This is a genomic window from Dietzia sp. JS16-p6b, from assembly GCF_003052165.1.
GTDB lineage: Bacteria > Actinomycetota > Actinomycetes > Mycobacteriales > Mycobacteriaceae > Dietzia.
In genome coordinates this window covers 2774069-2798452 of record NZ_CP024869.1, presented here as the reverse complement: position 1 = coordinate 2798452, position 24384 = coordinate 2774069, and the positions used below count along the sequence as shown (strand labels likewise).

At 72.6% G+C, this 24384-nt stretch carries 16 protein-coding genes and 3 pseudogenes; 17 read left to right on the top strand and 2 right to left on the bottom strand.

Annotated elements, in window-relative coordinates; all coding sequences use genetic code 11:
* Window positions 1-6 precede the first annotated feature (6 nt).
* From CT688_RS12835 to CT688_RS12815, 5 genes and pseudogenes are all read left to right on the top strand, one after another.
* A pseudogene (locus CT688_RS12835) lies at window positions 7-1109 on the top strand (isopenicillin N synthase family dioxygenase).
* Window positions 1106-2539: an aldolase/citrate lyase family protein gene (locus CT688_RS12830; protein ID WP_107757206.1), complete on the top strand. Its 1434-nt coding sequence runs from the start codon at window positions 1106-1108 to the stop codon at window positions 2537-2539. The pseudogene CT688_RS12835 and the gene CT688_RS12830 overlap by 4 nt, the downstream one beginning before the upstream one ends.
* A complete protein-coding gene (gene allB / locus CT688_RS12825) occupies window positions 2536-3942 on the top strand; it encodes an allantoinase AllB (RefSeq protein ID WP_107757205.1) in 1407 nt (468 codons plus the stop codon). The genes CT688_RS12830 and allB overlap by 4 nt, the downstream gene beginning before the upstream one ends.
* An 8-nt stretch (window positions 3943-3950) precedes the next feature.
* Entirely contained in the window at window positions 3951-4997 is a 1047-nt protein-coding gene (alc, locus tag CT688_RS12820) for an allantoicase (protein ID WP_107757204.1), read from the top strand.
* Window positions 4998-5195: 198 nt separating this feature from the next.
* Window positions 5196-6764 carry an NAD(P)-binding domain-containing protein gene (locus CT688_RS12815; RefSeq protein WP_107757203.1) on the top strand — a complete coding sequence of 523 codons (1569 nt, stop codon included), beginning with the start codon at window positions 5196-5198 and terminating at the stop codon, window positions 6762-6764.
* Window positions 6765-6787: 23 nt separating this feature from the next.
* Here CT688_RS12815 and CT688_RS12810 read toward each other — a convergent pair whose 3' ends face one another.
* Both CT688_RS12810 and CT688_RS17365 read right to left on the bottom strand, forming a co-directional pair.
* On the bottom strand, window positions 6788-8416 hold the full coding sequence (locus CT688_RS12810) for an HNH endonuclease signature motif containing protein (protein WP_231750332.1): 1629 nt from the start codon (window positions 8414-8416) through the stop codon (window positions 6788-6790).
* A 124-nt stretch (window positions 8417-8540) separates the two neighbouring features.
* Window positions 8541-9230 (bottom strand): helix-turn-helix domain-containing protein, encoded by a 690-nt coding sequence (locus CT688_RS17365; protein WP_197431420.1) that lies wholly within the window; start codon window positions 9228-9230, stop codon window positions 8541-8543.
* A 193-nt stretch (window positions 9231-9423) separates the two neighbouring features.
* On the opposite strand from CT688_RS17365, the gene CT688_RS12790 reads away from it, so the two are divergent.
* From CT688_RS12790 to CT688_RS12735, 12 genes and pseudogenes are all read left to right on the top strand, one after another.
* Window positions 9424-10797, top strand: a complete 1374-nt coding sequence (locus CT688_RS12790; protein ID WP_107757201.1) for a cytosine deaminase — start codon at window positions 9424-9426, stop codon at window positions 10795-10797.
* Complete coding sequence (locus CT688_RS12785) at window positions 10794-11558, top strand: ABC transporter ATP-binding protein (protein ID WP_107757200.1); 765 nt, start codon at window positions 10794-10796, stop codon at window positions 11556-11558. The genes CT688_RS12790 and CT688_RS12785 overlap by 4 nt, the downstream gene beginning before the upstream one ends.
* On the top strand, window positions 11558-12538 hold the full coding sequence (locus CT688_RS12780) for an ABC transporter permease (RefSeq protein WP_231750331.1): 981 nt from the start codon (window positions 11558-11560) through the stop codon (window positions 12536-12538). The genes CT688_RS12785 and CT688_RS12780 overlap by 1 nt, the downstream gene beginning before the upstream one ends.
* 161 nt (window positions 12539-12699) lie before the next feature.
* A complete protein-coding gene (locus tag CT688_RS12775; protein WP_107757199.1) occupies window positions 12700-13878 on the top strand; it encodes a nitrate ABC transporter substrate-binding protein in 1179 nt (392 codons plus the stop codon).
* Between the two features lie 40 nt (window positions 13879-13918).
* A pseudogene (locus CT688_RS12770) lies at window positions 13919-15246 on the top strand (FAD-binding oxidoreductase).
* Window positions 15234-16058 (top strand): creatininase family protein, encoded by an 825-nt coding sequence (locus CT688_RS12765; protein WP_107757198.1) that lies wholly within the window; start codon window positions 15234-15236, stop codon window positions 16056-16058. Before CT688_RS12770 ends, CT688_RS12765 begins: the two are co-directional and overlap by 13 nt.
* Window positions 16055-16672, top strand: coding sequence for a pyridoxamine 5'-phosphate oxidase family protein (locus CT688_RS12760; protein WP_107757197.1), 618 nt, complete (start codon window positions 16055-16057; stop codon window positions 16670-16672). The genes CT688_RS12765 and CT688_RS12760 overlap by 4 nt, the downstream gene beginning before the upstream one ends.
* Before the next feature lie 51 nt (window positions 16673-16723).
* Window positions 16724-18124, top strand: a complete 1401-nt coding sequence (locus CT688_RS12755; RefSeq protein ID WP_107757196.1) for an amidohydrolase family protein — start codon at window positions 16724-16726, stop codon at window positions 18122-18124.
* Window positions 18121-19500: an 8-oxoguanine deaminase gene (locus CT688_RS12750; protein ID WP_107757195.1), complete on the top strand. Its 1380-nt coding sequence runs from the start codon at window positions 18121-18123 to the stop codon at window positions 19498-19500. Before CT688_RS12755 ends, CT688_RS12750 begins: the two co-directional genes overlap by 4 nt.
* 6 nt (window positions 19501-19506) lie before the next feature.
* On the top strand, window positions 19507-20391 hold the full coding sequence (locus CT688_RS12745; RefSeq protein WP_107757194.1) for an FAD binding domain-containing protein: 885 nt from the start codon (window positions 19507-19509) through the stop codon (window positions 20389-20391).
* Between the two features lie 2 nt (window positions 20392-20393).
* Window positions 20394-23017, top strand: a pseudogene (locus CT688_RS12740) (molybdopterin-dependent oxidoreductase).
* Window positions 23014-24360: an amidohydrolase family protein gene (locus CT688_RS12735; protein WP_231750330.1), complete on the top strand. Its 1347-nt coding sequence runs from the start codon at window positions 23014-23016 to the stop codon at window positions 24358-24360. The pseudogene CT688_RS12740 and the gene CT688_RS12735 overlap by 4 nt, the downstream one beginning before the upstream one ends.
* Window positions 24361-24384 lie beyond the last annotated feature (24 nt).

Sequence of the window (24384 nt, the reverse complement as noted above, 5' to 3'; positions counted from 1 at the left end):
GCGGACATGACCACACCACCAGCGACCACCCCACCAGAGACGACGACGGACGTCGGTTTCAGTGTCCCGGTGATCGACCTGAGCCCCTACACCTCGAGCGCCGTCGGTCTCGACAACGGCCCTGCCGCCCGCGAACGCGTTGCCCGCGAGATCGACGCCGCGTGCTCGCAGGTGGGCTTCATGCAGATCGTCGGGCACGGCATCGACGACGCGGTGATCGACGGACTGGCGGGGGCGATCGACGAGTTCTTCGCGCTGCCCCCCGAGACCAAGAGCGGCTATCGCGTGGCCGGCGCCAATCGCGGGTACAGCCCGCCGAAGAGCGAGACACTCAGCCTGAGCCTGGGAGTCGAGTCAGCCAGCCGGATGAACGACTTCTTCGAGGCGTTCAACGTCGGCGTCGAGGCGCGCTCCTTCCCCGACCTGGCACTGGACGAGGCCGACTACGGGATCAACGTGTGGCCGGAGTGCGGCGGCTTCCGGGCCCGGATCGACGCCTACTTCGGCGAGGCCTCGAGGGTCGCGCGGACCCTCACCCGGGCGTTCGCCGACGCGCTCGGTGTCCCACCCGAGGTGTTCACCGACATCACCGGACACTCGATCGACGTGCTGCGGCTGAACAACTACGCCCTGCCCCGGGCCCGATCACCCTCGACGGCGAACTCACCGGGATGGGCGAGCACACCGACTTCGGCCTGGTGACCGTCCTGTGGGCCGACCGCGTGGCGGGTCTGCAGGTCCTGTCCTCCGACGGCGTGTGGCACGACGTCCAGCCCGTCGAGGGCGGACTGCTGGTGAACCTGGGCGATCTCACCGCGCGGCTGACCGGGGACCGTTGGATGTCCACGCTGCACCGGGTCAAGCCCCCGGTCGTCGACGGGGGGATCGTGCGACGGCGCTCGGCGGCGTTCTTCCACGACGGCGACGTCGACGCGGTCGTGGGCACCCTGCCCGGCCTCGCCGGCGCGGACCAGTCCGCGTACGAACCGATCACCGTGCGCGACCACATCGCCGCCAAACTCGCTGGCTCGCGCCAGGGCAGGGCCAACACGGGCGCCGTCCGCGAGGCCGCGCGAGTCCTGGCGGCAGCCCGGCGGGAGCGGCGGTGAGAGAAGGTCCCGGCGGGCTCGAGGGACTGGCCGACGCCCTGGATTCCGACCTCGCCGCCGCCGATGCCGCCCTCGCCGAGCGGTTCCCGGGTCCTGCCGCCACGCGCCAGCCCGTCCATACCCTGTACCTCCCCGCCGAGCGCGTCCACGCCGGCGTGGTGCCCGAGGTCGGCGCAGCCGCGCTCGAGGCCTTCGACACCCATCTGCCGGACACCTCCGCTCTGGCGGGGGTGTTCGGGGACCTGCTTGCGGGGGCTCTCGACCTCGAGCGCGAGGCCGCATCCCTCCACACACTCGTCAGGGACAAGCTCGCGCGGGAACCCGTCGAGGACCTCCGCATCGACTTCGAGGACGGCTTCACCCAGCGTGGCGTGCCCGCCGACGCCCGCGACCGCGACGAGGACGCGCACGTCGACCGGGTGCTCGCGGATCTGGTGGCGACGCGGACGGCGTCCGAGCAGCGGGGGCCGGACTCGTCGTCGTTGTCGTCGTCAACACCGTCCTCAGCACCGTCGCTCCCTCCGTTCTGGGGACTGCGGTTCGGGTCCCTCGACCCGCGGACCCGCCGACGTGGGATCCGGACCTTCACCCGGTTCGTCGGCGGACTCGCGGCGGGCGGCGGGCTGCACGGCAACCATGCGAGCGGCTTTCGGCCGACCCTGCCCAAAGTGACCTCGGTGGACCAGGTGCGGGCCATGGTCCGGATGTGCCGCGAGCTCGAGCAGGCGACCGGGTTGGCCGAGCGGACCCTCGGGTTCGAGATCCAGATCGAGACCCCGCAGTCGATCTGCGGGCCCGACGGGTCCGCGCTGGTGGCGCGGCTGGTGCACGCGGCCGATCGACGCTGCATCGGGCTGCACTACGGCACCTATGACTACTCGGCGGCCTGCGGCATCGCCGCCGAGTACCAGGCGATGGACCACCCCGTCGCCGACCACGCCAAGGCCGTCATGCAGGTCGCCGCCGCCGGCACCGGTGTGGCGCTCTCCGACGGCTCGACCAACAGACTGCCGGTGGGGGAGGCGGACGCCGTCCTCCCCGCCTGGCAGCTGCACGCGCGGTTGGTCGACCGGTCTTTGCGTCGCGGCTTCTACCAGGGCTGGGACCTGCACCCCGCACAACTGGTCTCCCGCTACGTGGCCACCTACGCCTTCTACCGTCGCTCGCTGCCCACCGCCGGCGCCCGCCTCTCGGCCTACCTCGGCAGCACTGTCGATGGACGCGCAGGATCGGCCGGATACCTCGACGAACCGGCCACCGCCCGCGCCCTGGCCGACTTCTGCGTCCGCGCGCTGGACTGCGGCGCGGCCACCGATGCCGAGGTCGAGGAACTGACCGGAGCGGACAGGGCCGCGCTCGACCGGCTGCGGCGACCCAGGTCCGGGCGGGCGGATCTCGCCGCCCACCGCCCCGCGGAGTCCACGACATGAGCACGCACGGTGCCCCCGAGACCGTCCTGCGCGCACACCGCGCGGTGATCGGCTCGGAGATCGTGCCGGCAGCCGTCACGGTCTCGGACGGGATCATCCTGGCCGTCGAGACCGGCCCCGCGGCCCCGACCTCCCCGACCCCGGCCGGTACGCACGTCGTGGACCTGGGTGACGACGTGGTGCTGCTCCCCGGCCTCGTCGACACCCACGTCCACATCAACGAACCCGGCCGCACGGACTGGGAGGGCTTCGCCAGCGCCACCCGGGCCGCGGCGTGTGGCGGAGTGACCACCCTGATCGACATGCCGCTCAACTCGAGCCCCGTCACCACCACGCCCGGCGCGCTGGACGCGAAACTGGCCAGTGCGAGCGGCACACTCCGGGTGGACACCGGGTTCTGGGGTGGAGCCGTGCCCGAGAACCTGGGCCGTCTACGCGCACTCTGGGACCGCGGGGTGTTCGGGTTCAAGTGCTTCCTGCTCGACTCCGGGATCGACGAGTTCCCGCCACTGGACGCCGCGCAGATGGTGGCGGCCATGGAGGAGATCGCCGGGTTCGACGGGCTGCTGATCGTCCACGCCGAGGACGCCGGCACCATCGACGCGCAGCCTCCCGCGTCCGGGCCCGAGTACGCGGGATTCGTCGAGTCCAGGCCGGTCGCCGCGGAGGTCCGTGCGGTGGCGCAGGTGATCGACGGCGTCCGCCGCACCGGATGCCGGACCCACATCCTCCACCTCTCGGCCGCCGACGCCCTCCCGCTGATCCGTTCGGCCAAGGCGGAGGGGCTGCCCCTCACGGTGGAGACGTGCCCGCACTATCTGTCGCTGTTCTCCGAGGAGATCCAGCCCGGCGCCACCCACTACAAGTGTTGCCCGCCGATCCGTGAGGCCGGTAACCGCGAGCGGCTCTGGGAGGGGCTGCGGGACGGGACCATCGATCTGGTGGTCTCCGACCATTCGCCGTGCGTTCCCGAACTCAAGCGCTTCGACACCGGTGACTTCGGCCAGGCCTGGGGCGGGATCGCCTCGGTGCAACTGGGCCTGCCGATCATCTGGTCCGAGGCGCGACTGCGCGGACTGGGGCTGCCCGATGTCGTCCGGTGGATGTCGTCCGGCCCCGCCGAGTTCGCCGGGCTTCGAGACCGCGGGTCGATCCGCCCGGGCGCCCGCGCCGACCTGGTGGTCCTGGCCCCCGACGAGGCATTCGTGGTCCTCCCCGAGCGGTTACAGCACAAGAACCCCGTCACCGCGTATGCCCAGCGGGCACTCGGCGGAGTCGTGCGCGAGGTCTACCTCGCCGGCCGCCGCGTGGACCTCGACGGCCCCGCCTCCGGTACCGCGGTCTTCCGCCCGAGACCACCCGAGCCAGCTGCGCCACCCTCACGAACGGAACTGACCGGATGACACCACCGATGCCTGAGCCCGACTACCTCGCCCTGCCCGACCTCGCCTCCCGCGAGCTGGCCGGCAGTGTCGTCCACGCCGACGATGAGTTCTTCGCCGAGAAGGAGAACCTGATCCTCGCCTCCGAGCCGGTGTTCGATCCGGCCCTGTTCGGACACAAGGGCAAGGTCTACGACGGCTGGGAGACCCGCCGGCGGCGCTCGCCCGGGCAGGACGCGGCGATAGTCCGCCTCGGGGTGCCGGGCGTGGTGCGCGGGGTCGTGGTGGACACCGCCTTCTTCTGCGGCAACTACCCCCCGCAGGTCGCCGTGGACGGCGCGTGGATCGACGGTTACCCGGGGGTCGACGACCTCGCGGGTGCCCGATGGCGGCCGCTGGTACCCGAGGCGGAAGCGGCGGGGGACACGCGCAATCACTTCGCGGTGCCCGACGCCGCGCCGGTGACCCATGTGCGGCTGCGGATGATCCCCGACGGGGGTGTCGCGAGACTGCGGGTCCACGGCGACCCCACCCCTGACCCCACGTTCCTGCGGGGAACCGTCGACCTCGCGGCCGCCGAGAACGGCGGCCGGGTGGTCGACTGCTCGGACCTGTTCTACTCGTCGCCGGCCAACATCATCGCCCCCGGGCGTTCCCGCGTCATGGGCGAGGGCTGGGAGAACTCCCGGCGACGAGGGGGAGGAAACGACCACGTGACGGTGGCGCTCGCGGGCGAGGGATCGGTCGACCACGTGGAGATCGACACCTCCTACTACATCGGTAACGCGCCGGCGTCGGCGTCGCTTCGTGGAATCGCCAGCGCAGAGGACCTGGACCACCCCGACCGGTGGGTGGACCTCGTTCCCCGTACGCCTCTGCAACCCGACTGCCGGCACCGCTTTCTGGTGGGCCGGCCGGGCCATCCGGTGGGTCCGGTGCACTTCGTCCGGCTCGACGTGTTCCCCGACGGCGGTATCGCCCGACTGCGCGTCCACGGCACGTTGAGCCCCGAGGCCCTCGACCAGCTGGCCGAGCGGGTCGCCCTGGCACGGCACACCGGGCTCACGCGCCCGTAACACACCCGAAAAACCGCGCTGCCAGACTCGGGTCCGACACCACGATGGTGCGGTCGGCCCCGCCGATCCGACCGCCGCGTCCCACGGCGCGGCGGTCGAGTCATCAGTCAGGCATCGCCGTGGTGTCCGCCCGGGCGCAGGACCCGGGTGGGCCCGCGGCATCGACCCGGGCCCGCTGAACCCAGGAGCTCCTCCGCCATGACCGCCGTGACCTCCGACGCCGCAGCATCCGATACCGTCACCGCCGGCCCGGACACCAGCCCCGACACTGTGACCGCGGCACCGGACTCCCGGCGCCTTCCCGACGCAGAGGAGCGCCTCGCGGCCCTCCGGGCCCGCGTGCACGAGGACATCGCCACCACCAGCCACTCCCGCGACTGGATCCCCCGGGATCCGGGGTCGAGCGAACTCGACGTCCTGGTGATCGGCGGGGGGCAGGCCGGACTGGGCACCGCGTTCGCGCTGCAACGCCAACGGATCGACCGCGTCCTGGTGGTGGACGACGGTCCGGAGCAGCAGGTGGGGTGCTGGGACCGCTATGCCCGTATGCACACCCTGCGCAGCCCCAAACACATGAGGGGTATCGAGTTCGACGTCCCCTCCCTGCACGTCCGGCGTTGGTTCGAGGCCGTGTACGGCGAGGCCGCGTGGGCGGCCGTCGAGCTTGTTCCCCGGCTCGACTGGAACGACTACCTGCGGTGGTACCGGGAGGTCACCGGCGTCCGGGTGCGGCACCAGACCCGCGTCACGGCGATCCACCGGCCCGCCACCCCGGACGGGTCCTTCTCCGTGGAACTGAGTGGCCCGGCGGGGAACGAGACCACGGTGACCGCCAGGCGCATCGTCTGCGCACTCGGACTCGCGGGCGGAGGCGGGCCGCGCGTGCCGGACCTCATCTCGTCCTCGCTGCCCCGCGAGCGCTGGTTCCACACGGAGGACCCGATCGACTTCGCCGCGCTGCGGGGTCAGCGGGTGGCGGTACTGGGCGGTGGCGCATCCGGGTTCGACAACGCGGCCACCGCCCTCGACCACGGCGCCGTCCGGGCGCACGTGTTCGTGCGCCGGGAGACCCTCCCGGCGTCCAACCCGCTGCGGTGGATGGAATTCCCGGGCATGCAGGAATGCTTCTACGACCTCGACGACGAGGCCAAGTGGGAGTTCGGCGTGATGTCCGGTGGCCTCCCGCAGCCGCCCACCCAGCATTCGGTGTGGCGGTGCTTCGCGCACTCCGGCTTCGCACTGCACACCGGCTGTGGGTGGAAGGCCGTGTCGATGGTCTCCACCGACGCCGGTGAGCAGGAGATCGCGATCGACACCGACAGGGGGCGGTTCCACGCCGATGTGGTGCTGGCCGCGACCGGATACACGGTGGACCTGCGGTTGCGGCCGGAGCTCGCCGAGTTCGTCGACGACATAGCGCTGTGGTCCGACCGTCACCCGCCCGCAATGGGACACCCGGCCGGATCGAGTCCCTATCTGGGTCCCGGGTTCGAGTTCACCGAGCGAGATCCGGGCACAGCTCCGTGGCTCTCCCGGCTGCACCATTTCTCGACCGGCGCCCGCGCGTCCATGGGCGTGACCGGGAACCAGCTCTCCGGCATCTACGGCGGTATCGGGCGGATCGCCTCGACGATCACCACCGCGATCACCCGGGAGAACTGGGGCAGGCTCGCCGAAGACTTCGCATCCTTCGAGCACGTCGAGGTCCGCTCCGTCGGACCCCACGACGCGTCCGACGGGTGGTATCCGACGAGCTCGCGGTTCTGACCGCGCGAGTGTCACTCCGCTCATCAGAACGGGGGCTCGTCCTCAGGCCCCGTGGTCGAGGGCTCCGAGGGGGCCACCGGACCGGACGGTGGGGCGTGTCGCCGGAGTCGCGCCTGCGCGCGGAGACCGCGTCGTTCGGCGTCACGCCGGTGCCGCACGTGTGGACGTCTCCGGGACTCCGCACATCCGCTGCCGGTCGCGCCCGCCTCGGCGGCCTCCCGCTGACGCCGGCTCGCCTCGGGTCGTCGGGGAGCGGCGTGGTCCGAGAGTGGGCCCGTGGGATACGTCGTGACACGGGTTCCGGGGTCTCGATCCGGATGGTGGGGACCGTGGATCCACACATAGGAACCGTCGGTGTCCCGGTAGTAGGCCCACACTCCGTCGGTCTTGAGCCTGTGGTGGAAACGGCAGAGGCTCCCGAGGTCGTCACAGGTCGTGTGCCCGCCGCGTTCGGGACGGTCGTGGTCGAAGGGGATGATGTGGTCGAGGTCGGACTTCTCGGCCGGTGTCTGGCAACCGGGGAACACACAGGTGCCGTCGCGTCCACGGCAGAAATGGGCCAGGGCCTCGGACGGGGCGTGGCGTCGGGCGGCGGCGGAATCGGGGTCCGCGAGTTCGGAGAGTTCGGTGACGCGGTGCCTGACGTCGCGCTGCAGTTCGTCCGCGGTGTGCCCGGTGACCGGTCCGTATCCGGCGAGGGAGATCCCGCGGTTGCCCGGGCTGCCGTCGTCGTAGGCGTGGAGGACCACCCGACGCGCCGCGGACCGGGCCTCCGGGTCGCCGGGGTGTTCCCCTCGTGGGTCGGGCAGGCAACTCCACCCACGGCTGAGCGCGAGCAGTCCGGCCGCGCGAAGTTGGCCGAGCGTTCGCGGATCGCCCGCCGGTGCGGTGCGGGCGAGCGCCTCGACACGGTCCGCGATCTCCAGTGCGTCCTCGGCGGTGAGCGTGGCCGTGATGATCGCCCGGTCGTCGCGGAGGGGCACCAGCTCCACGTCCTGACCGCGTCGTGACTGTTCGGCGCGGGCGTCAGCACCCAGCGGATCGCAGGCGGAGACTGTCCTGAGGAGCATCTTGCGCAGCGGCCCCAGCCGCGGCGGGTGTGTCCGGCGCCTGGTGGGAGCAAGCCCCTCGCTGATCCGGCGGTCAACGTCGGGCATGAGGTGATCGGCCACCAGGGCCGTCTCCTCGGCGATGGTGTGGGCGGCGAGGATCCCTATCCATCCCGTCGCCAGAAGCGCCGCGGTGCGGGGAAGCCGCTCGGTCAGCTCGACCGCGGTGGTCACCAGGCGTGATGCCCCGTGACGGGAGAGAGCCATAGAGGCGCCGATCATCGTGGCAGCCGCCTCCCACGGGTCGCGGTGTGGGTCGCCCTCGGTGGCGAAGCCGTCGGCGGCCGAACGGACACAGTCGTAGGCGTAGGCGAGGGTCCGCCCTTCGGCCGCGTAGATCGTTCGTTGGGTGAGGTAGCCACGCTGCTGGCCGGGATCCCACCGGGCGAACGCCTCGGGCACCAGGACGGGCGATGCCGGCCCTGTCGCAGTGGTGAATCCAGGAGGTGGCACCAGCGTGTCAGGAGGGTCGGCGTCGTCATGTGGCGTGGGGCGGTCACATGGCGCGGTGCCGTCGGACAGGCGAGGTGTGGGTGAGGTCATGATTCGATCGTATGTTCGAGGTACGACATGCTGTCCGGGGGCGGCGACCGGCGCGTGTGACCTGCGGTGCCCTGCAAGGCCCCTGCAGGGCACCGCAGGTCAGAAGGGTGCCGGGTCCGACACCTCAGCCTGGCCGCACCACGATCAGGCACGCCGTGCCGCCCTCGGGTACGTACCAGCGGTGGGGGAGTGTCCCGTCATACCGCGCCACGTCACCCGGCTCCAATCTGCTCAGCGACCCGCCCACCTCGAGCAGGACGGTGCCACGGGTGACGTAGATCCACTCGCGGCCGGGGTGCTCGAAGAACCGACCCGGGACGTGATTGGTCTCCACGAACTCGAGGAACTGCGTGTCGTTCGGCCCGCCCGGCAGCAGTCGGGTGTGGCCCCCTACCGTGCCCTCCGCGCGGGTGAGAATGGCGCCCTCCGACGCGCGGCGAATGTCGACCTGGGCGGCCGACGCGGCCGTCGCGCCGTCGGGACTCGTCGCGCCGTCGGGACTCGTCGCGCCGTCGGGGGTCGTCGGGGCGCCGCCGCCGGACGCTGCCCGGTCGGTCGTCGTCGGGCGGCCTGCCGCCTGGTCGCCGGAGTCGACCGCTTCCAGCAGGTGCGCCTGGGTGGTGCCCAGGGCGTGCGCGAGGCCCTCGAGGGTCGACATGCTCGGGGCGGCCTTGCCTCGCTCGATCTGGCTGAGGAAGGGTTGGGAGATGCCGGCGTGGCCCGCCACCTCCACGAGGGTCAGGCCGAGCTGCTGACGGTGATGCCGGATGCGGGAACCCAGGCGCGTCAGACCGTCTTCCCGAAGTCCCGACACCGGTGCCTCCCGTTCTCCGCGAGCGCTCTGTGAGCGGTTACAGGCCAGATCCGGCGGGGTAATCCGGTCGAAACACCCGCCCGTGACACTGATCTGTATTGACGAGGTCAATATCCCGCGTCCTGAGCGAAAGCGCAAGGACACCATACCGACCCGGTCGGGGACGGTCCGGCAGAGCAGGAGAACCCAGTCAGTGGACACACTCACACGCCAGCGTGGTGACGTAGCAGCGGGCCGCGACGCCTCCCCGGCGAGGCCGCACGACGGGAGGGCTCGCACCGCAGGCCCGAGGCGGGTTGACCGCATCACCGGGGTCGGATTGCCCGACGGCCGGGTCGTCGATCTGGACATCGAGGGTGGTGTGGTCGTCGCCGTCACGGAGGTGGACGGGGCCGACGATGACGAGGGGGCGGGCGGGGCCGGCCCCGAGGCTCACCGCCCGGCAGTGATCGACGGTCATGGTTACCTCGCCCTGACGGCGCCGGCGGAACCCCACGCGCACCTGGACAAGGCCCTGAGCTGGGGTGCGACCAGGCCGCCGGGGTGCGACCTCGGCGCGGCGATCGACGCGTGGAGGGCCTTCTCCGCCACGGTCGACGAGGACGAGATCCATGATCGGGCGCTGGAGGCGGCCCGTCGCCTGGTCGCCAGCGGCACCACGGCGGTACGCACCCACGTCGACCTCCACGACGACGGTGATCCCCTTCGCGGGATCCGGGCCCTGGTCCGGGTGCGTGACGAACTCGCGGACGAGTTGGACCTGCAGATCGTCGCGATGGCGGGCGACGACGATCCCGCCGACTGCGTCCGCGCGGCCATGGAGGCCGGGGCCGACCTCATCGGCGGCGCCCCCCACATCGCCCCGGACAGTGTCGCCGAGACGCACAGACTGATCGATCTGGCCGAGAAGCTGGGGGTCGGCGTGGACCTGCACGTCGACGAGTTCCTCGACGGCGACCACGCGATGCTCACCCCCTTCACCGACCGGGTGGCCTCGTGGGAACCGGGGCGCATCCGGACGGCCGGCCACTGCTGCCGGATCGGCGCGATGGACGCCTCCGGCCAGGCCTCGGCCGCCGCGGCGCTCCGCGGGGCGGGGGTGGGGGTGGTGACCCTGCCCATCACGAACCTCTACCTGCAGGGGCGGGCGGAGTGCACGTCCACGCCCCGCGGGCTACCTCCGGTGCGGGGGCTGCTGGACGGCGGCGTCACCGTGGGTGCGGGCGCGGACAACGTGCGCGACCCGTTCAACCCGGTCGGTCGGTCCGACGCGGTGGAGACCGCGATGCTGCTCGTCGTCGCCGCCCATCTGGACATGGACACCGCATGGCACCTGGTCACCGACGGCGCGCGCGACGTCATGGGCCTGCCGCCCGCCGGCCCCGTTCCCGGCCGTCGCGCGGACCTGCTGCTCGTGCGCGCGAGCGGGCTCGACGACGTGATCGCCGACGCCCCCGTGGACCGGATCGTGCTGCGCGCGGGCCGCGTCGTGTCCGCGAGGGCGTCCGTCGTCGTCGACCCCTTCCACCCCCCGAACCACTCTCCCGACCTCCAGGAGCTGCCATGACGACCCCAGCCCGCCCCGCCCTGCGACCGGGTGCCGAGATCCTCGGCTTCTCCGACGTCGGCGTCACCTACCCCAACGGCACGCGCGCGCTCGAGGGCGTGGATCTGCGCGTGGGGGCGGGCGAGTTCGTCAGCGTGGTGGGGCCCTCGGGCTGCGGCAAATCCACGCTCCTCGGCCTGGCCTCGGGGCTCGCGGAACACACCGACGGCTACATGCAGACCGGCACCGACCGGGTGGGGTACGTCTTCCAGGACGCCACGCTGTTGCCGTGGCGCACCGTCGCGCAGAACGTCGAGATGCTGGCCGAGCTCGACGGGATCGGCAAGACCGAGCGGCGTCGGCGGGCGCAGGAGGCGATCGACCTCGTGGGGCTGTCCGGTTTCGAGCGGTCCCTGCCGCGCGAGCTGTCCGGCGGCATGAAGATGCGGGTGTCGCTGGCGCGGTCGCTCACGCTCGAGCCGGAACTGTTCCTGTTCGACGAGCCGTTCGGCGCGCTCGACGAGATCACGCGGCAACGACTCGGCGACGAACTCCTGGGGTTGTTCGCCGCCAAGCGCTTCGCGGGCCTCTTCATCACCCACTCGGTGTCGGAGGCGGTGTACCTGTCCACCCGCGTCGTGGTGATGTCCGGCCGACCCGGTCGCATCATCCACTCCGTCGAGGTTCCCTTCGACGTCCCCCGCGACCCCGAGGTCCGCTACTCGGCTGACTACATCAACCTCGTCGGCGAGGTTTCCCAGGCACTCGAGGAGGCACACTGATGGACAACACGACCACTGCCACGCAGGCTCTCCGGGCGGGTCGCGCCACGCCCGGGTCGATCGCACCAGGCGAGGAGCCGGGTCCCCACGACGGCTCCGGGTCCGGGGGTCCGGGGTCGCAGTCGGCGACGACATCGGCGACGGCGGCGGCGACGACCACGACGACGGCGAGGCGCTCGCGCCCGCGACTGTCCGCGGACGGCCCGCTGGTGAGCATCGGCGGTCCGCTCGTCGTGCTGGCCATGGTCCTGGGGGTCTGGTACTTCATCAGCTACGTGGTGCTCGAACCCTCGCGGCGTTTCCTGATGCCCGCTCCGCACGTCGTCATCACCGAGGGGTTCATGGGCGACAACCTCCCGGCGATGCTCGACGCGCTCGAACGGACCACGGTGGTGGCGTTGACCGGCCTGGCGATCGCGTTCGTGATCGGCGTGGTGTGGGCCATCCTGATGAGCCAGGAGACGTGGGCGGAGCGCTCCCTGTTCCCCTACGCGGTGGTGCTGCAGTGCATCCCGATCCTCGCGTTGGTGCCGCTCATCGGTTTCTGGTTCGGCTTCGGCTTCACCGCGCGGGTGTTCGTCTGCGTGCTCATCGCCCTGTTCCCGATCGTCTCCAACACGTTGTTCGGACTCAAGTCCGTCGACCCGGGGCTGCGGCGCCTCTTCCGCCTCCACCACGCCGGCCGGTTGACCGTGCTGCGCAAACTCGAGGCGCCGGCCGCGCTGCCCGCCCTGTTCGAGGGACTGCGGGTGGCCGCCGGGCTCTCCGTGGTGGGCGCGATCGTCGGGGACTTCTTCTTCAAGCAGGGCGACCCCGGTATCGGCATCCTCATCGACACCTACCGGGCCCGGTTGCAGTCCCCGGAGCTGTTCGCCTCCATCCTGCTGGCGTCTCTGCTCGGTGTGGCCGTGTTCCTGGCCTTCGGGCTGCTCTCCCGCAAGGTGGTGGGCCGGTGGTACAACGCCGAGGACCAGCGGTGACGGTCGCCGTGCGTCCCCCCACGTCTGTGCATCAACCCACGTCTGCGCATTAACCCACATCTGCCCGACCGGCAACACAACCGAAACGAAGCGCCGTTTCACTATAGATATTGATCACGTCAATACGGGAGGCCGGATCCGGTCCCCGGGAGGAGACCCCCATGCGCCGCACCCACACCACCAGGACCGTGCTCTCCGTCGCCGCCGTGTGCACCCTCGGAGCCGCCACACTCACCGCCTGCGGTGGTGGCGACACCGAGACCGAGGCCGCGTCCGGCTACACCGGCGAGATCGGGGCGGTGGACCTCAGCGCGAGCTGCCCCGCCACCGTGGTGGTCCAGACGGACTGGAACCCGGAGGCCGAACACGGTCACCTCTACGAACTCCTGGGACCGGATCCCACGATCGACGCCGCGGCCAAGGCGGTCTCGGGTCCGCTGTTCGCCTCCGGGGAGTACACCGGTGTGGACGTGGAGATCCGCACCGGCGGTCCGGCGATCGGGTTCCAACAGGTGACCGCGCAGATGTACCAGGACCCCGACATCATGCTCGGGTACGTGGACTCGGACCAGGCCGTGCAGAACTCCCTCAACAACCCGACCGTCGGGGTGTTCGCCCCGCTCGACATCAACCCGCAGATGATCATGTGGGACCCGGAGACCTACCCGGACGTGGCGCGGATCGCCGACCTCAAGGACGAGGGCACCCGGGTCCTGTACTTCGAGGGCAACGCGTACATGGACTACCTCACCGGAGAGGGGATCCTGGATCCCGCGCAGGTCGACGGCAGCTACGACGGCTCGCCGTCCAACTTCGTGGCGGCGGGCGGGACGGTCGCGCAGCAGGGCTACGCCAGCGCCGAGCCGTTCATCTACGAGAACGAGGTCCCCGAGTGGGGTAAGCCCGTGGCCTACGAGCTGCTCCACGACACCGGATACCCGATCTACAAGTCCATGATGGCGGTGCGCTCGGCCGAGCTCGAGGACAACGCCGCCTGCCTGGAGATGCTGGTGCCGGTCCTGCAGCAGGCCGAGGTCGAGTACTTCGCCGACCCCAGCCGCACCAACGAGGTGATCGTCGACGCCGTCGAGCAGTTCAACACCGGGTGGGTCTACAGCGACGAACTGGCCGACTTCGCCGTCGAGGCCATGCTCGAGCGCGAGATCGTCGGCAACGGTCCCGACTCGACGATCGGCAACTTCGACGAGGACCGACTGGCCGACATCGTCGAGCTCGTCTCGGGCATCTACGAGGCCGCCGACGTCTCGATCGCCGAGGACGTCACCCCGGAGACCATCGCGACCAACCGGTTCATCGACCCGACCATCGGGATGAACTGACCCCCACCCGAGTGACCACCCGACACAGGAAGGCACCCCAGTGAGCGAGACCCAGACGGTGACGCCCCCGGTCGCCACGGCCCCGGACGTGGGCGGACTCGTGGAGGACCTGACCGCGCTGCTCGGCCCGGACCTCGTCCTCACCGACGACCGCAGCCTCGACAAGGCCTCGCAGGACGGTTCGTACCTGAGCCCCATCCTGCGTGCGCAGTGGCCCATCGGACGGCCCGAGGTGGTCGTGCGGCCCACGAGCGTCGATCAGGTCCCCGCCGTCGTCCGGGCCGCCGTCCGGCGCGGCGTCCCCATCACCTCACGTGGCAAGGGCACCGGCAACTACGGTCAGGTGGTCCCGCTGCACGGGGGCTCGTGCTGGACCTGACCGCGCTGCGGGGCATCGACCACGTGGACCCGGAGGCCGGGACGGTCACCGCGGAGGCCGGCGTGCGCATGATGAGCCTGGAGAAACGCCTCGCGCGGGACGGCTCGCAGCTGTGGATGTATCCCTCGACCGTGCAGTCCACCCTGGGGGGATTCCTCGCCGGGGGGTCCGCCGGAACCGGCACGATCGTCCACGGCCGCAACCACGAGGGGTTCGTCGAGGCGCTCGACGTGGTCTACGCCCACCCGGACGCCGAGATCGTGCACCTGGAGGGCGACGACGCCCAGCCGTTCGTGCACACCTACGGGGTCGCGGGGATCATCGTGCGCGCCACCGTGCGGATCGAACCCCTGCAGGACTGGCGGTGCGTCTACGCCAGCTTCGACGATCACCACGACGCCTTCTCCGTGGTCCCGCGGATCCACCGACTCGACCCCGCCCCACGGCTGTGCTCGGCGGACGGCGCCCACGTCGCCGGGTGTCTGCCGCCCGACGAGGCCATCCCCCCCGGCCGGGCCAGCCTGCGGGCGATCGTCGACGCCTCGGTCGTCGACCGGGTGAGCGCGCTGGTCACCGAGGCGGGGGGAGTGGTGGAGGCGGTCCGCTCAGGAGTCAACGAGAGCATCAAGGTCTCGACCCTGTCCTACAACCACCCCACCCACTGGCTGCAGAAGGCGGAGCCGGACACGTGGTTCCACATGGAATGCCAGGGCGACGCCCTGGTGGAGCGGCTGGACGAGGTCGAGGCCGTCTACCCGGGCGGGACCCTGCACCTCGAGGCCGGCCACGGCCGGATGTTCGGCATGCTCAACGGGCACTACACCGACCCGGACGCCGCCTACGCGGGCGTGCCCGTCCTGGAGGAACTGGGCGTGACGGTGCACTCCCCGCACCAGTACCGCGTGGATCACGGCACCGAACAGGTGCGGGCACTCGCGGCGCGCACGGACCCCTACGGCCTGCTCAATCCCGGGCGGTGGGGGGCGTGATCGGGCCCGCGCGGCGCTACGCGGACCTCAGCACGGTCGAGGCCGCGGACGTGGGCCGGGGCGATCCCGTGGCGGTCATCCCCGCCGGCGCGATCGAACCCCACGGCCCCCACCTCCCCCTGGCCACCGACCTCATCGTGGCCGAGGCGGTGGCCTCCCGGGCGGTGGAGGAGGCATCCGGGGTCGACGCCTGGCTCATGCCCGCGCTGGGATACACCAAGAGCGATGAGCACTCCTCGTTCCCCGGGGCGATGTGGATCACCGCCGACACCCTGTTGTCCCAGGTGCGTGAACTCGGTTCGGCGTTGGCCGCCAGCGGATTCCGCCGCGTGCTCTTCGTCAACTGCCACGGGGGCAACTCCGCGCTGCTGGAGGTGGCGCTGCGGGAACTGCGCCGGCGCAGCGGCCTCCGGACGTTCCTCTACGCCGGTAGGGCCGTGCCGGGGCCCGGTGAGCTCGGGATGGGGATCCACGCCGGGTGGGCCGAGACGTCGATGATGCTCCACCTGCGTCCGGACCTCGTCGACATGTCCGTCGCCGAGGCCCGGGTCCCGACCGCGGTGGCCGGATGCCGGCACATCGGCTTCACCGGCCCCGTGAAGTTCGGCTGGCTGGCCGACGACCTGTCCGACACCGGGGTGATCGGCGACCCCACCGACGCCGACCCCGACACCGGTGCCCGACTGGTGGCCGATCACGTGGCCACCGTCGTCGGTGCGCTCGGGGAGATCGCGGACTTCGACCCGGCGCGCGGGCTCCCGGACGCCGGGCTCCCGGACGCTGTCCCCGCCGCAGCGGGGGCCCCGCGATGACCGCCGCCGAGCTGCCCGACACCCGGGCGGGTGACGACGTGCCGGAACCGGGCGAGGACCCTCTGGCCGCGATGGTGGCCTGGCTCGCCGTCGACCCCCTCGATCCTCCCCTGGGCGTGCTGGCCACCGTCGATCCGGAGGGGACGCCGCGGTGTCGGCACCTCCTGATCTCCGGGGTGAGCCCCGACGGACCGACCTTCCACACGGACTCGCGGTCCCAGAAGGTGGAGGACCTCGCCGCCAATCCCCGCGCGACGCTCGTCGTCGTCAGCGCGGACCGGACCCGCCAGCTCACGATGACCGGCCCGGCGACGCCCACCGACCCCGACGAGCAGCTGCGCACCTATCGCGACCGGACGCCCTACCTCAAGCTCCTGGCCTGGACCAACAGCCCCGCCACGGCCGCACTGCCCCCGGCCGGGCGCCGCCGGGTGTGGGCCGAGACCGTCTCGCGGCTCGGACCCACCCCGCAGGACCCGCCCGACACCTGGACCGGGTACCGCCTGCGGCCCGACGTGGTGACCTTCTGGCGGGGCGAGGCCGACGCGCCCTCGCACCGGAGACGGTTCCACCTGCGTGACGGTGGGTGGCTGGCCGAGGACCTCCCGGGCTGAGGACGTCGCCCCGATCCCCAGCACCCCGCCGCCCCCGACGAGAGAAACCCCATGATCACCTTCACCGATGCGCTCGTCATCCCCGTGACGGCCGACGACCCCCGGTGGTTCCACGGCTGGGTCCACGTCGACGAGGGCGGGCTGATCGCCGGACTGGGCCCCGGCGACCCGCCGCCGGGCCTGCCCGGGACCGTCCACGACCTGGGCGGGTCGATCCTGGCGCCGGGGTTCGTCTCCGCGCACAGTCACCTGTTCACCGCCGGCATGCGCGGCATCGCCCCCGATGACACGCTCTACGGCTGGGTCTCGCGGATGGGCGAGATGATGGTCGGGGCGGAGTCGGAGGACCTGTACTGGTTCACCCTCGCCGGCTGTCTGGACTTCCTGCGCAACGGCGTGACCAGCGCCTACAACTTCACCCAGAGTCGGGTGGTGGCGGTGTTCGACCACGCCACCTCGACCCTGGTGGCCGAGCGGGTCCACGACGTCGACTTCCTCACGCGACAGATCGACGCGCAGGCCGACTCCGGGCTCCGGTGCGTCACCTCGACCCGGTTGGACGACGAGCAACTGCCCGAAGCGGAGTGCTTCGAGGCGTTCGCCCACGTCACCGACCACCGCCTGCGCACGGTCCCCCGGGACCTGGACCTCGGCGGCTCGGTGTTCGGGTCGGTGCAGTGGTCGTCGTCGCCGGTCACCGCCGACCGTGAGCGCGAGGCCATGGCCCGCCACGGGGTGGGCAACCAGGCCCACTTCGTGGAGACCGCCGAACACCTCGAGGTGCAGCGGGCCAAGTTCGCCTGGTACGACCGCGCCGGGGTGCTGGGACCCGATTTCGCCTTCGGACACTTCGTCCACCCCACCGAGCAGATGGTGCGCCGCGTGGCGGAGACGGACTCGGCCGTGATCTGGCAGGCCACCTCCAACGGACGGCTGGGTTCGGGCATCGCCGACGTCACGGGGTACCGGGAGGCGGGCATCCGTGTGGGGATGGGACTCGACGACCAGTCCTGCACCGATGTCTCCGATCCCTTCCAGAACATGCGCATCGGCCTGTACACGCAGCGGGCCGTGCACTCCGACGCCTCGATCCTGGCCGCCCACGAGGTGCTGCGGATGCACACCCTGGGGGGCGCCGAGGCGCTGGGCCTGTCCGGTCGGATCGGCAGCATCGAGGTGGGCAAACACGCCGACCTCCTCGTCGTGGACCCGACCTCCCCGGCCACGGGTCCGATCTGGGACCCGGTGGCGACGTACGTGTTGGCCTGCTCCCTCCGGAACCTCACGCACGTGTACGTGGGCGGGCGGCTGGTCGCCGAAGGGGCGCGGAGCCTGCACCCGCTCGCGGACGAGGCGGACGCCCAGCTCACCGACCGTATGGTCCGCTCGGCGCGGGCGCGCGGGTTCACCCCGGCGTTCACACGCCCGGCTCCTGTGGGGACGCGCCCGTGACGGCGCAGGGCGGCGGGGCCGTCCTCATCGAGAACTGCGCGATCGCGACCGTGGACGACCATGCCGCCGAGTACGCCGGCGGCCACCTTCTGCTCATCGGGGGCCGCATCACCGCGGTGGGGGCGGGGCCGTGCGATCCCGCACTGGTTCCCGACGGCGTGGACCGGATCGACGGGACCGGCTGCCTGGCCACTCCCGGGCTGGTCAACACCCATCACCACCTGTACCAGTGGCTCACCCGCGGACTCGCGGCCGACGCCACGCTCTTCGAGTGGCTCACCGCCTCCTATCCGGTGTGGGCCGGCATCGACGCCGACGACGTCCGCACCGCCGCACTCGGGGGCCTGGCGCACCTCGCGCTGGGCGGCTGCACCACCACCACCGACCACCACTACGTGGTGCCCGCCGACGCCGGCGACGTGTTCGCCGCCGAGATCTCCGCCGCCGCCACGGTGGGGCTTCGCTTCCACCCGTGCCGCGGTTCCATGGACCTGGGCCGCAGCTCCGGTGGGCTGCCGCCGGACTCGGTGGTGGAGGGCATCGACGCGATCCTGGCCGGCACGGCCGAGGTGATCGACCGGCACCACGATCCCGCACCGGACTCGATGTGCCGTATCGCCGTGGCGCCCTGCTCGCCGTTCTCGGTGACCGGCGACCTGCTGCGCGCCAGCGCGGACCTGGCCCGCGAGCGGGGCGTGCGACTGCACACCCACCTGGCCGAGACCGACGACGAGGAGGCGTTCTGCCGCGAACGGTTCGGCCGCACCCCCATGCAGTACATGGAATCCGTCGGCTGGACCGGCCCCGACGTGTGGTTCGCCCATACCGTGCACCTGGACGATCCTGCGATCGCCGCGATGGCCTCCGGCGGCATGGCGGCCGCGCACTGCCCGGTGTCCAACGGCCGGCTCGGCGCCGGCATCGCCCGCGTACCCGACATGCTCGCCGCGGGCGTGACCGTGGGGTTGGGGGTCGACGGCGCCGCGAGCAACGAGTCCGGCGTGCTGTGGGAGGAGATGCACCAGGCGCTGCTGGTGGCCCGGGCCACCCGTGGCCCCCGCGCCATGGACGTGCGCACCGCACTGCGGATGGCCACCGTGGAGGGGGCGCGGACGCTGGGCCGGCAGGACGAGATCGGCCGGCTCGCACCGGGCTACCTGGCCGACGTCGCCCTGTGGCGCCTGGACACCCCCGCCCACGCCGGCATCGACGACCCGGTGGCCGCCCTGGTCCTGGGGTCCCGGCCTCCGATGGCCGGGGTGTGGGTGCACGGCAGGCGCGTCGTGGCGGACGGCCGGGTCCTCACCGTGGACACCGGGGCCGTGGCCCGCGACGTCGTGGCCGCCCGTCGCCGACTGCTGGCCAAGGCCGGGTGAGACCCGATGGACCTGGTCACCGTCACCGCACTGCACCGGCCGCGCACCCGCGACGAGGCGCATCAGGCACTGTTGGCCGGCGCGGCGCCCCTGGCCGGAGGGACCGCGCTGCACGGCGAGGCGCATCTCCATCCCGCCGGCGCGGCGGCGCCACCGGGGGAGGACACGCCGGCGCTCATCGGGCTGGTGGACCTGCTCGACCTCGGCTGGCCCGACGTCGAGGAGCTCCCGGACGGCGGCCTGCGGGTGGCGGCGACCGCCTCGCTGCGGACCGTGCTCGACCACCCGCTCACCGCGGATCTGCGGCCCTTCCTGCACGACGCCTTCTCGTGCCTGCTCGCGTCGTGGAAGATCTGGGCCCGTGCGACCTGGGGAGGCAACCTCTGCGCCGCCCTGCCCGCCGGCGCCGGCACCGCCGCGGCCTGCACCCTCGGGGCCACCGCGGAGATCTGGACCCCCGGCGGCGGCACCCGGTCGATCCCCGCCTCGGACGTGGTGACCGGCCCGGGGCACACGTCCCTGTCCCCGGGGGAGATCCTGCGGGCCCTGCGCATCCCCGCGGGGGCGGGCCGCGCGCGATACGCCGTCCGCCGGCACTCGCTGGTACCCAGCGGTCGCTCGGGGTCACTGGTGACCGGCCGCCTGGACCCCGACGGCAGGTGCACGCTCGTCGTCACCGCCGCGGTCCCGGCCCCGCACGTCCTGGAGTGGGACACCCCGCCCCCGCCCGAGGTCGCCGCGGCCGCGGTGCGCGACCTGCCCCACTGGCACGACGACCCCCAGGGGCACCCGAGCTGGCGCCGCCACGTCGCGGGGATCGCGGCCGCCGCCGTCGTCGTCGACCTGTGCGGCGACCCCGGCACCCACCCCGGCCAGGAGGAGGAGACATGAAGATCTCGATCGACGGGAGCGACTACGCGCCCAGCCCGCGGCCCGGCCAGTGCCTGCGGACGCTGCTGCGCGAACTCGGCCAGGTCGCGGTCAAGAAGGGCTGCGACACCGGAGACTGCGGCGCCTGCACCGTGCTGGTCGACGGCGTGCCCACGCACTCCTGCGTCCTGCCCGCCCACCGGGCCGAGGGCGCCGACGTGTGCACCGCCGCCGGGGTGCCCGACGAGGTCCCGGCGGCGTTCGCCCGGGCCGCGGGGTTCCAGTGCGGGTACTGCACGGCGGGGATGGTCACCACCGTCACCGGGCTGGAGCACGCCCCGTGCGCCCGCGACGGGGGCCCGGCCGCCCGGACCGCGGCCATGAAGGGCAACCTGTGCCGCTGCACCGGCTACCGCGCGATCGAGGACGCCCTCGACGGCGCCGCGAACGCCTGCTCGGCCGGGGGGATCGGTCGACCCGTCGCGGCCCCCGCCACCGACCGCGTCGTCCGCGGGGCCGAGCCGTTCACCCTGGACACAGCGCTGACCGGCTGCGCTCACCTCGCGGTGCTGCGGTCCCCGCACGCGCACGCCCGGATCGTGGAGATCGACGCCAGCCGCGCCCTGGCCATGCCCGGTGTGGTGGCCGTCCTGACCCACCACGACGACCCCGACGTCCTGTTCTCCACCGCCCGCCACCAGCGTCGCACCGACGACCCGGACGACACCCGGGTGCTGGACCCGGTGGTGCGCTACCACGGACAGCGGGTGGCCGCGGTGGTGGCCGAGACCGCCCAACTGGCCCGCCTGGCGTGCGGGGAGATCGACGTGCGGTACGAGGTCCTGCCCTCGGTACTGGACCCCGAGGCGGCCCGGCGACCCGGGACCCCGGCGATCCACGGGGACAAGAGCTCCGGGGCCCACCGGATCGCCGACCCCGCACGCAACGTCGTGGCGAGCTGGCGTGGCGCGGTGGGGGACGTCGACGCCGGGGTCGCCCGCGCCGCGCACGTCGTCACGGGCACCTGGAGCACCTCGCGGGTGCAGCACACGCACCTGGAGACACACGCGGTGATCGTCCGCCACATCGACGGCGGACCCCGGTGCGGCGGCGCCCTCGACATCCGCTCGTCCACGCAGGTGCCGTTCCTCGTCCGGGACGAGCTGGCGTGGATCTTCGGCCTGGAACGGGACGACCTGCGCGTCCACGCCGCCCGGGTGGGCGGGGGATTCGGCGCCAAGCAGGAGATGATCGTCGAGGACCTGGCCGTGCTGGCCGCCCTGCGGACCGGCCGCGACGTGGTGTGGGAGTACACCCGCGCCGAGCAGTTCACCTCCGCCACCGTGCGACACCCCTACCGGGTGACGGCGACGGTCGCGTGCGATGCCCGTGGCCGGCTCACCGCGCTCGACCTGGACGTGCTGTCCGACGCGGGCGCGTACGGCGGGCACTCGGCGGGCGTGATGTTCCACTCGATCACCGAGTCGGTGGAGCTGTACCGCTGCCCCGCCAAACGGGTGGCGGCGGAGGCCGTCTACACGACCACCGTCCCCTCCGGCGCCTTCCGCGGGTACGGGCTGGGGGAGGTGGGGTTCGCGCTCGAGAGCGCACTCGACGAGCTCGCCGAGGTCGCCGGGATCGATCCCGTCGAACTGCGGCGGCGCAACGTGGTACGCCCGGGTGACCGGTTGGTGAGCTCGGCGGGCGACGACGACGAGCTGGCCCTGTCCTCCTACGGGCTCGACCACTGCCTGGACCTCGTCGCCGGAGCCCTGGAGTCGGGACGGGGGAGTCGGCCCCTCCCGGGTGGTCCGAGGGGAGCGGGGTCGCGGTGTGCATGATCGCCACCAACCCGCCGGGGGGCCACCACGGCTCCGCCCGCGTGGAGATCGACGCCGACGGCACCGTGCACGCCTACGTGGGCACCGCCGAGTTCGGCAACGGCACCGCCACCGTGCACACGCAGATCGTGGCCGAGGTGCTGGCGGTGCCCTCCGACTCGGTGGTGCTGCACGCCTCGGACACCGCGCAGCTCACCCACGACACCGGGGCGTTCGGGTCGGCCGGGACCGTGGTGGGCGGGCGCGCGCTGCACCGGGCCGCCACCCGGGTGGCCGACCTCCTGCGGGCCGGCGCCCACCTGCCCGTGTCCGCCGAGGGTTCCGCGGACGGGCTCGGGCGACAGGCGGCCTTCACCGTCCAGGGGGTGCGCGTGGCCGTGTGCCCCGACACGGGCACGGTCCGGGTGCTGCAGAGCGTCCACGCCGTCGACGCCGGGCGGGTCCTCAACCCGCAGCAGTTGCGGGGCCAGGTGGAGGGCGGCGTCGCCCAGGCGTTGGGGGCGGCGCTGTACGAGCAGGTGATGCTCGACGACACCGGCGCGGTGGCCAACGCGACCCTGCGTCACTACCACCCGCCGCGGATGGGGGACGTGCCCCGCACCGAGGTGTTCTTCGCCGACACCGTCGAACCCCAGGGCGTGCTGGGCGCGAAGTCCATGTCCGAGGCGCCCTACTGCCCGGTCGCGGCGGCCGTCGGTATCGCGGTCCGGCGGGCCACGGGGGTCCGACAGGACTCGATCCCACTGACGCCGGACCGGGTGTGGATGCGGTCGTTCGCGCGGACGCCGATCGGGGCCGACGCGTGAGCGCGCGGGTCCTGCGGGTCACGGGTGCCTCGGCGGTGTGGTCGCCGGGGCGCGAGTCGACCGAGCCAACGACGCTCGAGTGCGCGGACGGGCGGATCGCCGGAGGTGCTGATCCTGCCGGCGCTGATTCTGCTGGCGCTGATCCTGCCGAGATCCTCGACGCCGACGGCGGGGTGGTCACCCCGGGCCTGGTCAACGCGCACCATCATCTGCTGCAGAGCGCGTTCCGGACGCTGCCCGGTACGCGGGGGGTGGAGATGTCGGTCTGGCTCGCCCGGATGCGGCAGGCCTACGTCGACGCCCGCGTGGACCCGGACCTGGTGGGGGTCGCCGCCCGGGTGGCGCTGGCGGAGTCGCTGCTGTGCGGGGTGACGACCGTCGCCGACCACCACCTGACCTGGCCGCCCGGCGTGGACCCGGTGGAGATCGCGGGCGCCGCCTTCGACGCGGCCCGCGATGTCGGTGCTCGCCTGGCGTTCGTCCGCGGCACCGCGGGCTGCGACCCGGACGCGGCCGCGGCGTCGGTCGCGCAGATCCACGCCGCGCACCTACCCGGAGCGCGGGGCGGGGTCACCGAGGACGGCATGCGTCAGCTGTCCGTCGGCCCGTCGGGGATCCACGCCGACGGTCCCGCCACCTTCGGCGCCCTCGGCGAGGTGGCGCGGACGCTTGGCCTACGCCGTCGCACGCAGGCCAACGAGCAGGTGGACGTCGCCCGCGCCGCCGAGCTGTACGGGAGGCGCCCCCTGGACCTGTTGGACGAGTGGGGCTGGCTCGCCCCCGACGTCACCCTGGCCCACCTGTGCGACATCACCGATTCCGAGGTGGCGTCGGTCACGGCGAGCGGGGCCACCGTCACCCACGCCCCGGCCTGCGATCTGCCCATGGGGTGGGGCGTGGCCCCCGTCGCGCGGCTACTCGACGGTGGGGTGCGCGTCGGATTGGGTACCTCGGGCGGCGGGAGCAACGACGCCGGCCACCTGCTCGCCGACGCCCGGCTGGCCATGCAGGTCGCACCTCTGGCGGGGCGGCCGATGGACGCGCTCGAGGTGCTGACCATGGCCACCGCCGGCGGATCGGACGGACTGGGACGCACCGAGCTGGGCCGGCTGACCCCGGGATCGGCCGCCGACCTGGTGGTGTGGGACGTCTCGGGCGTGGCGGACGCCGGTGTGGCCGACCCGGTCCGAGGGCTGCTGTGGGCCGCGCCCGGGCGCCGGCCCCGTCACGTGGTGGTGGGTGGGGTCGTGGTGGTGCGGGACTTCCGGCCGGTCGGGTTCGACGAACGTGCCGTGGCCTCCGAGCTGCGCCGGGAGTGCGCGCGGAGGGGGATCGGGCGGTGACGTGGGGTGCCCTGCGACCCCTGT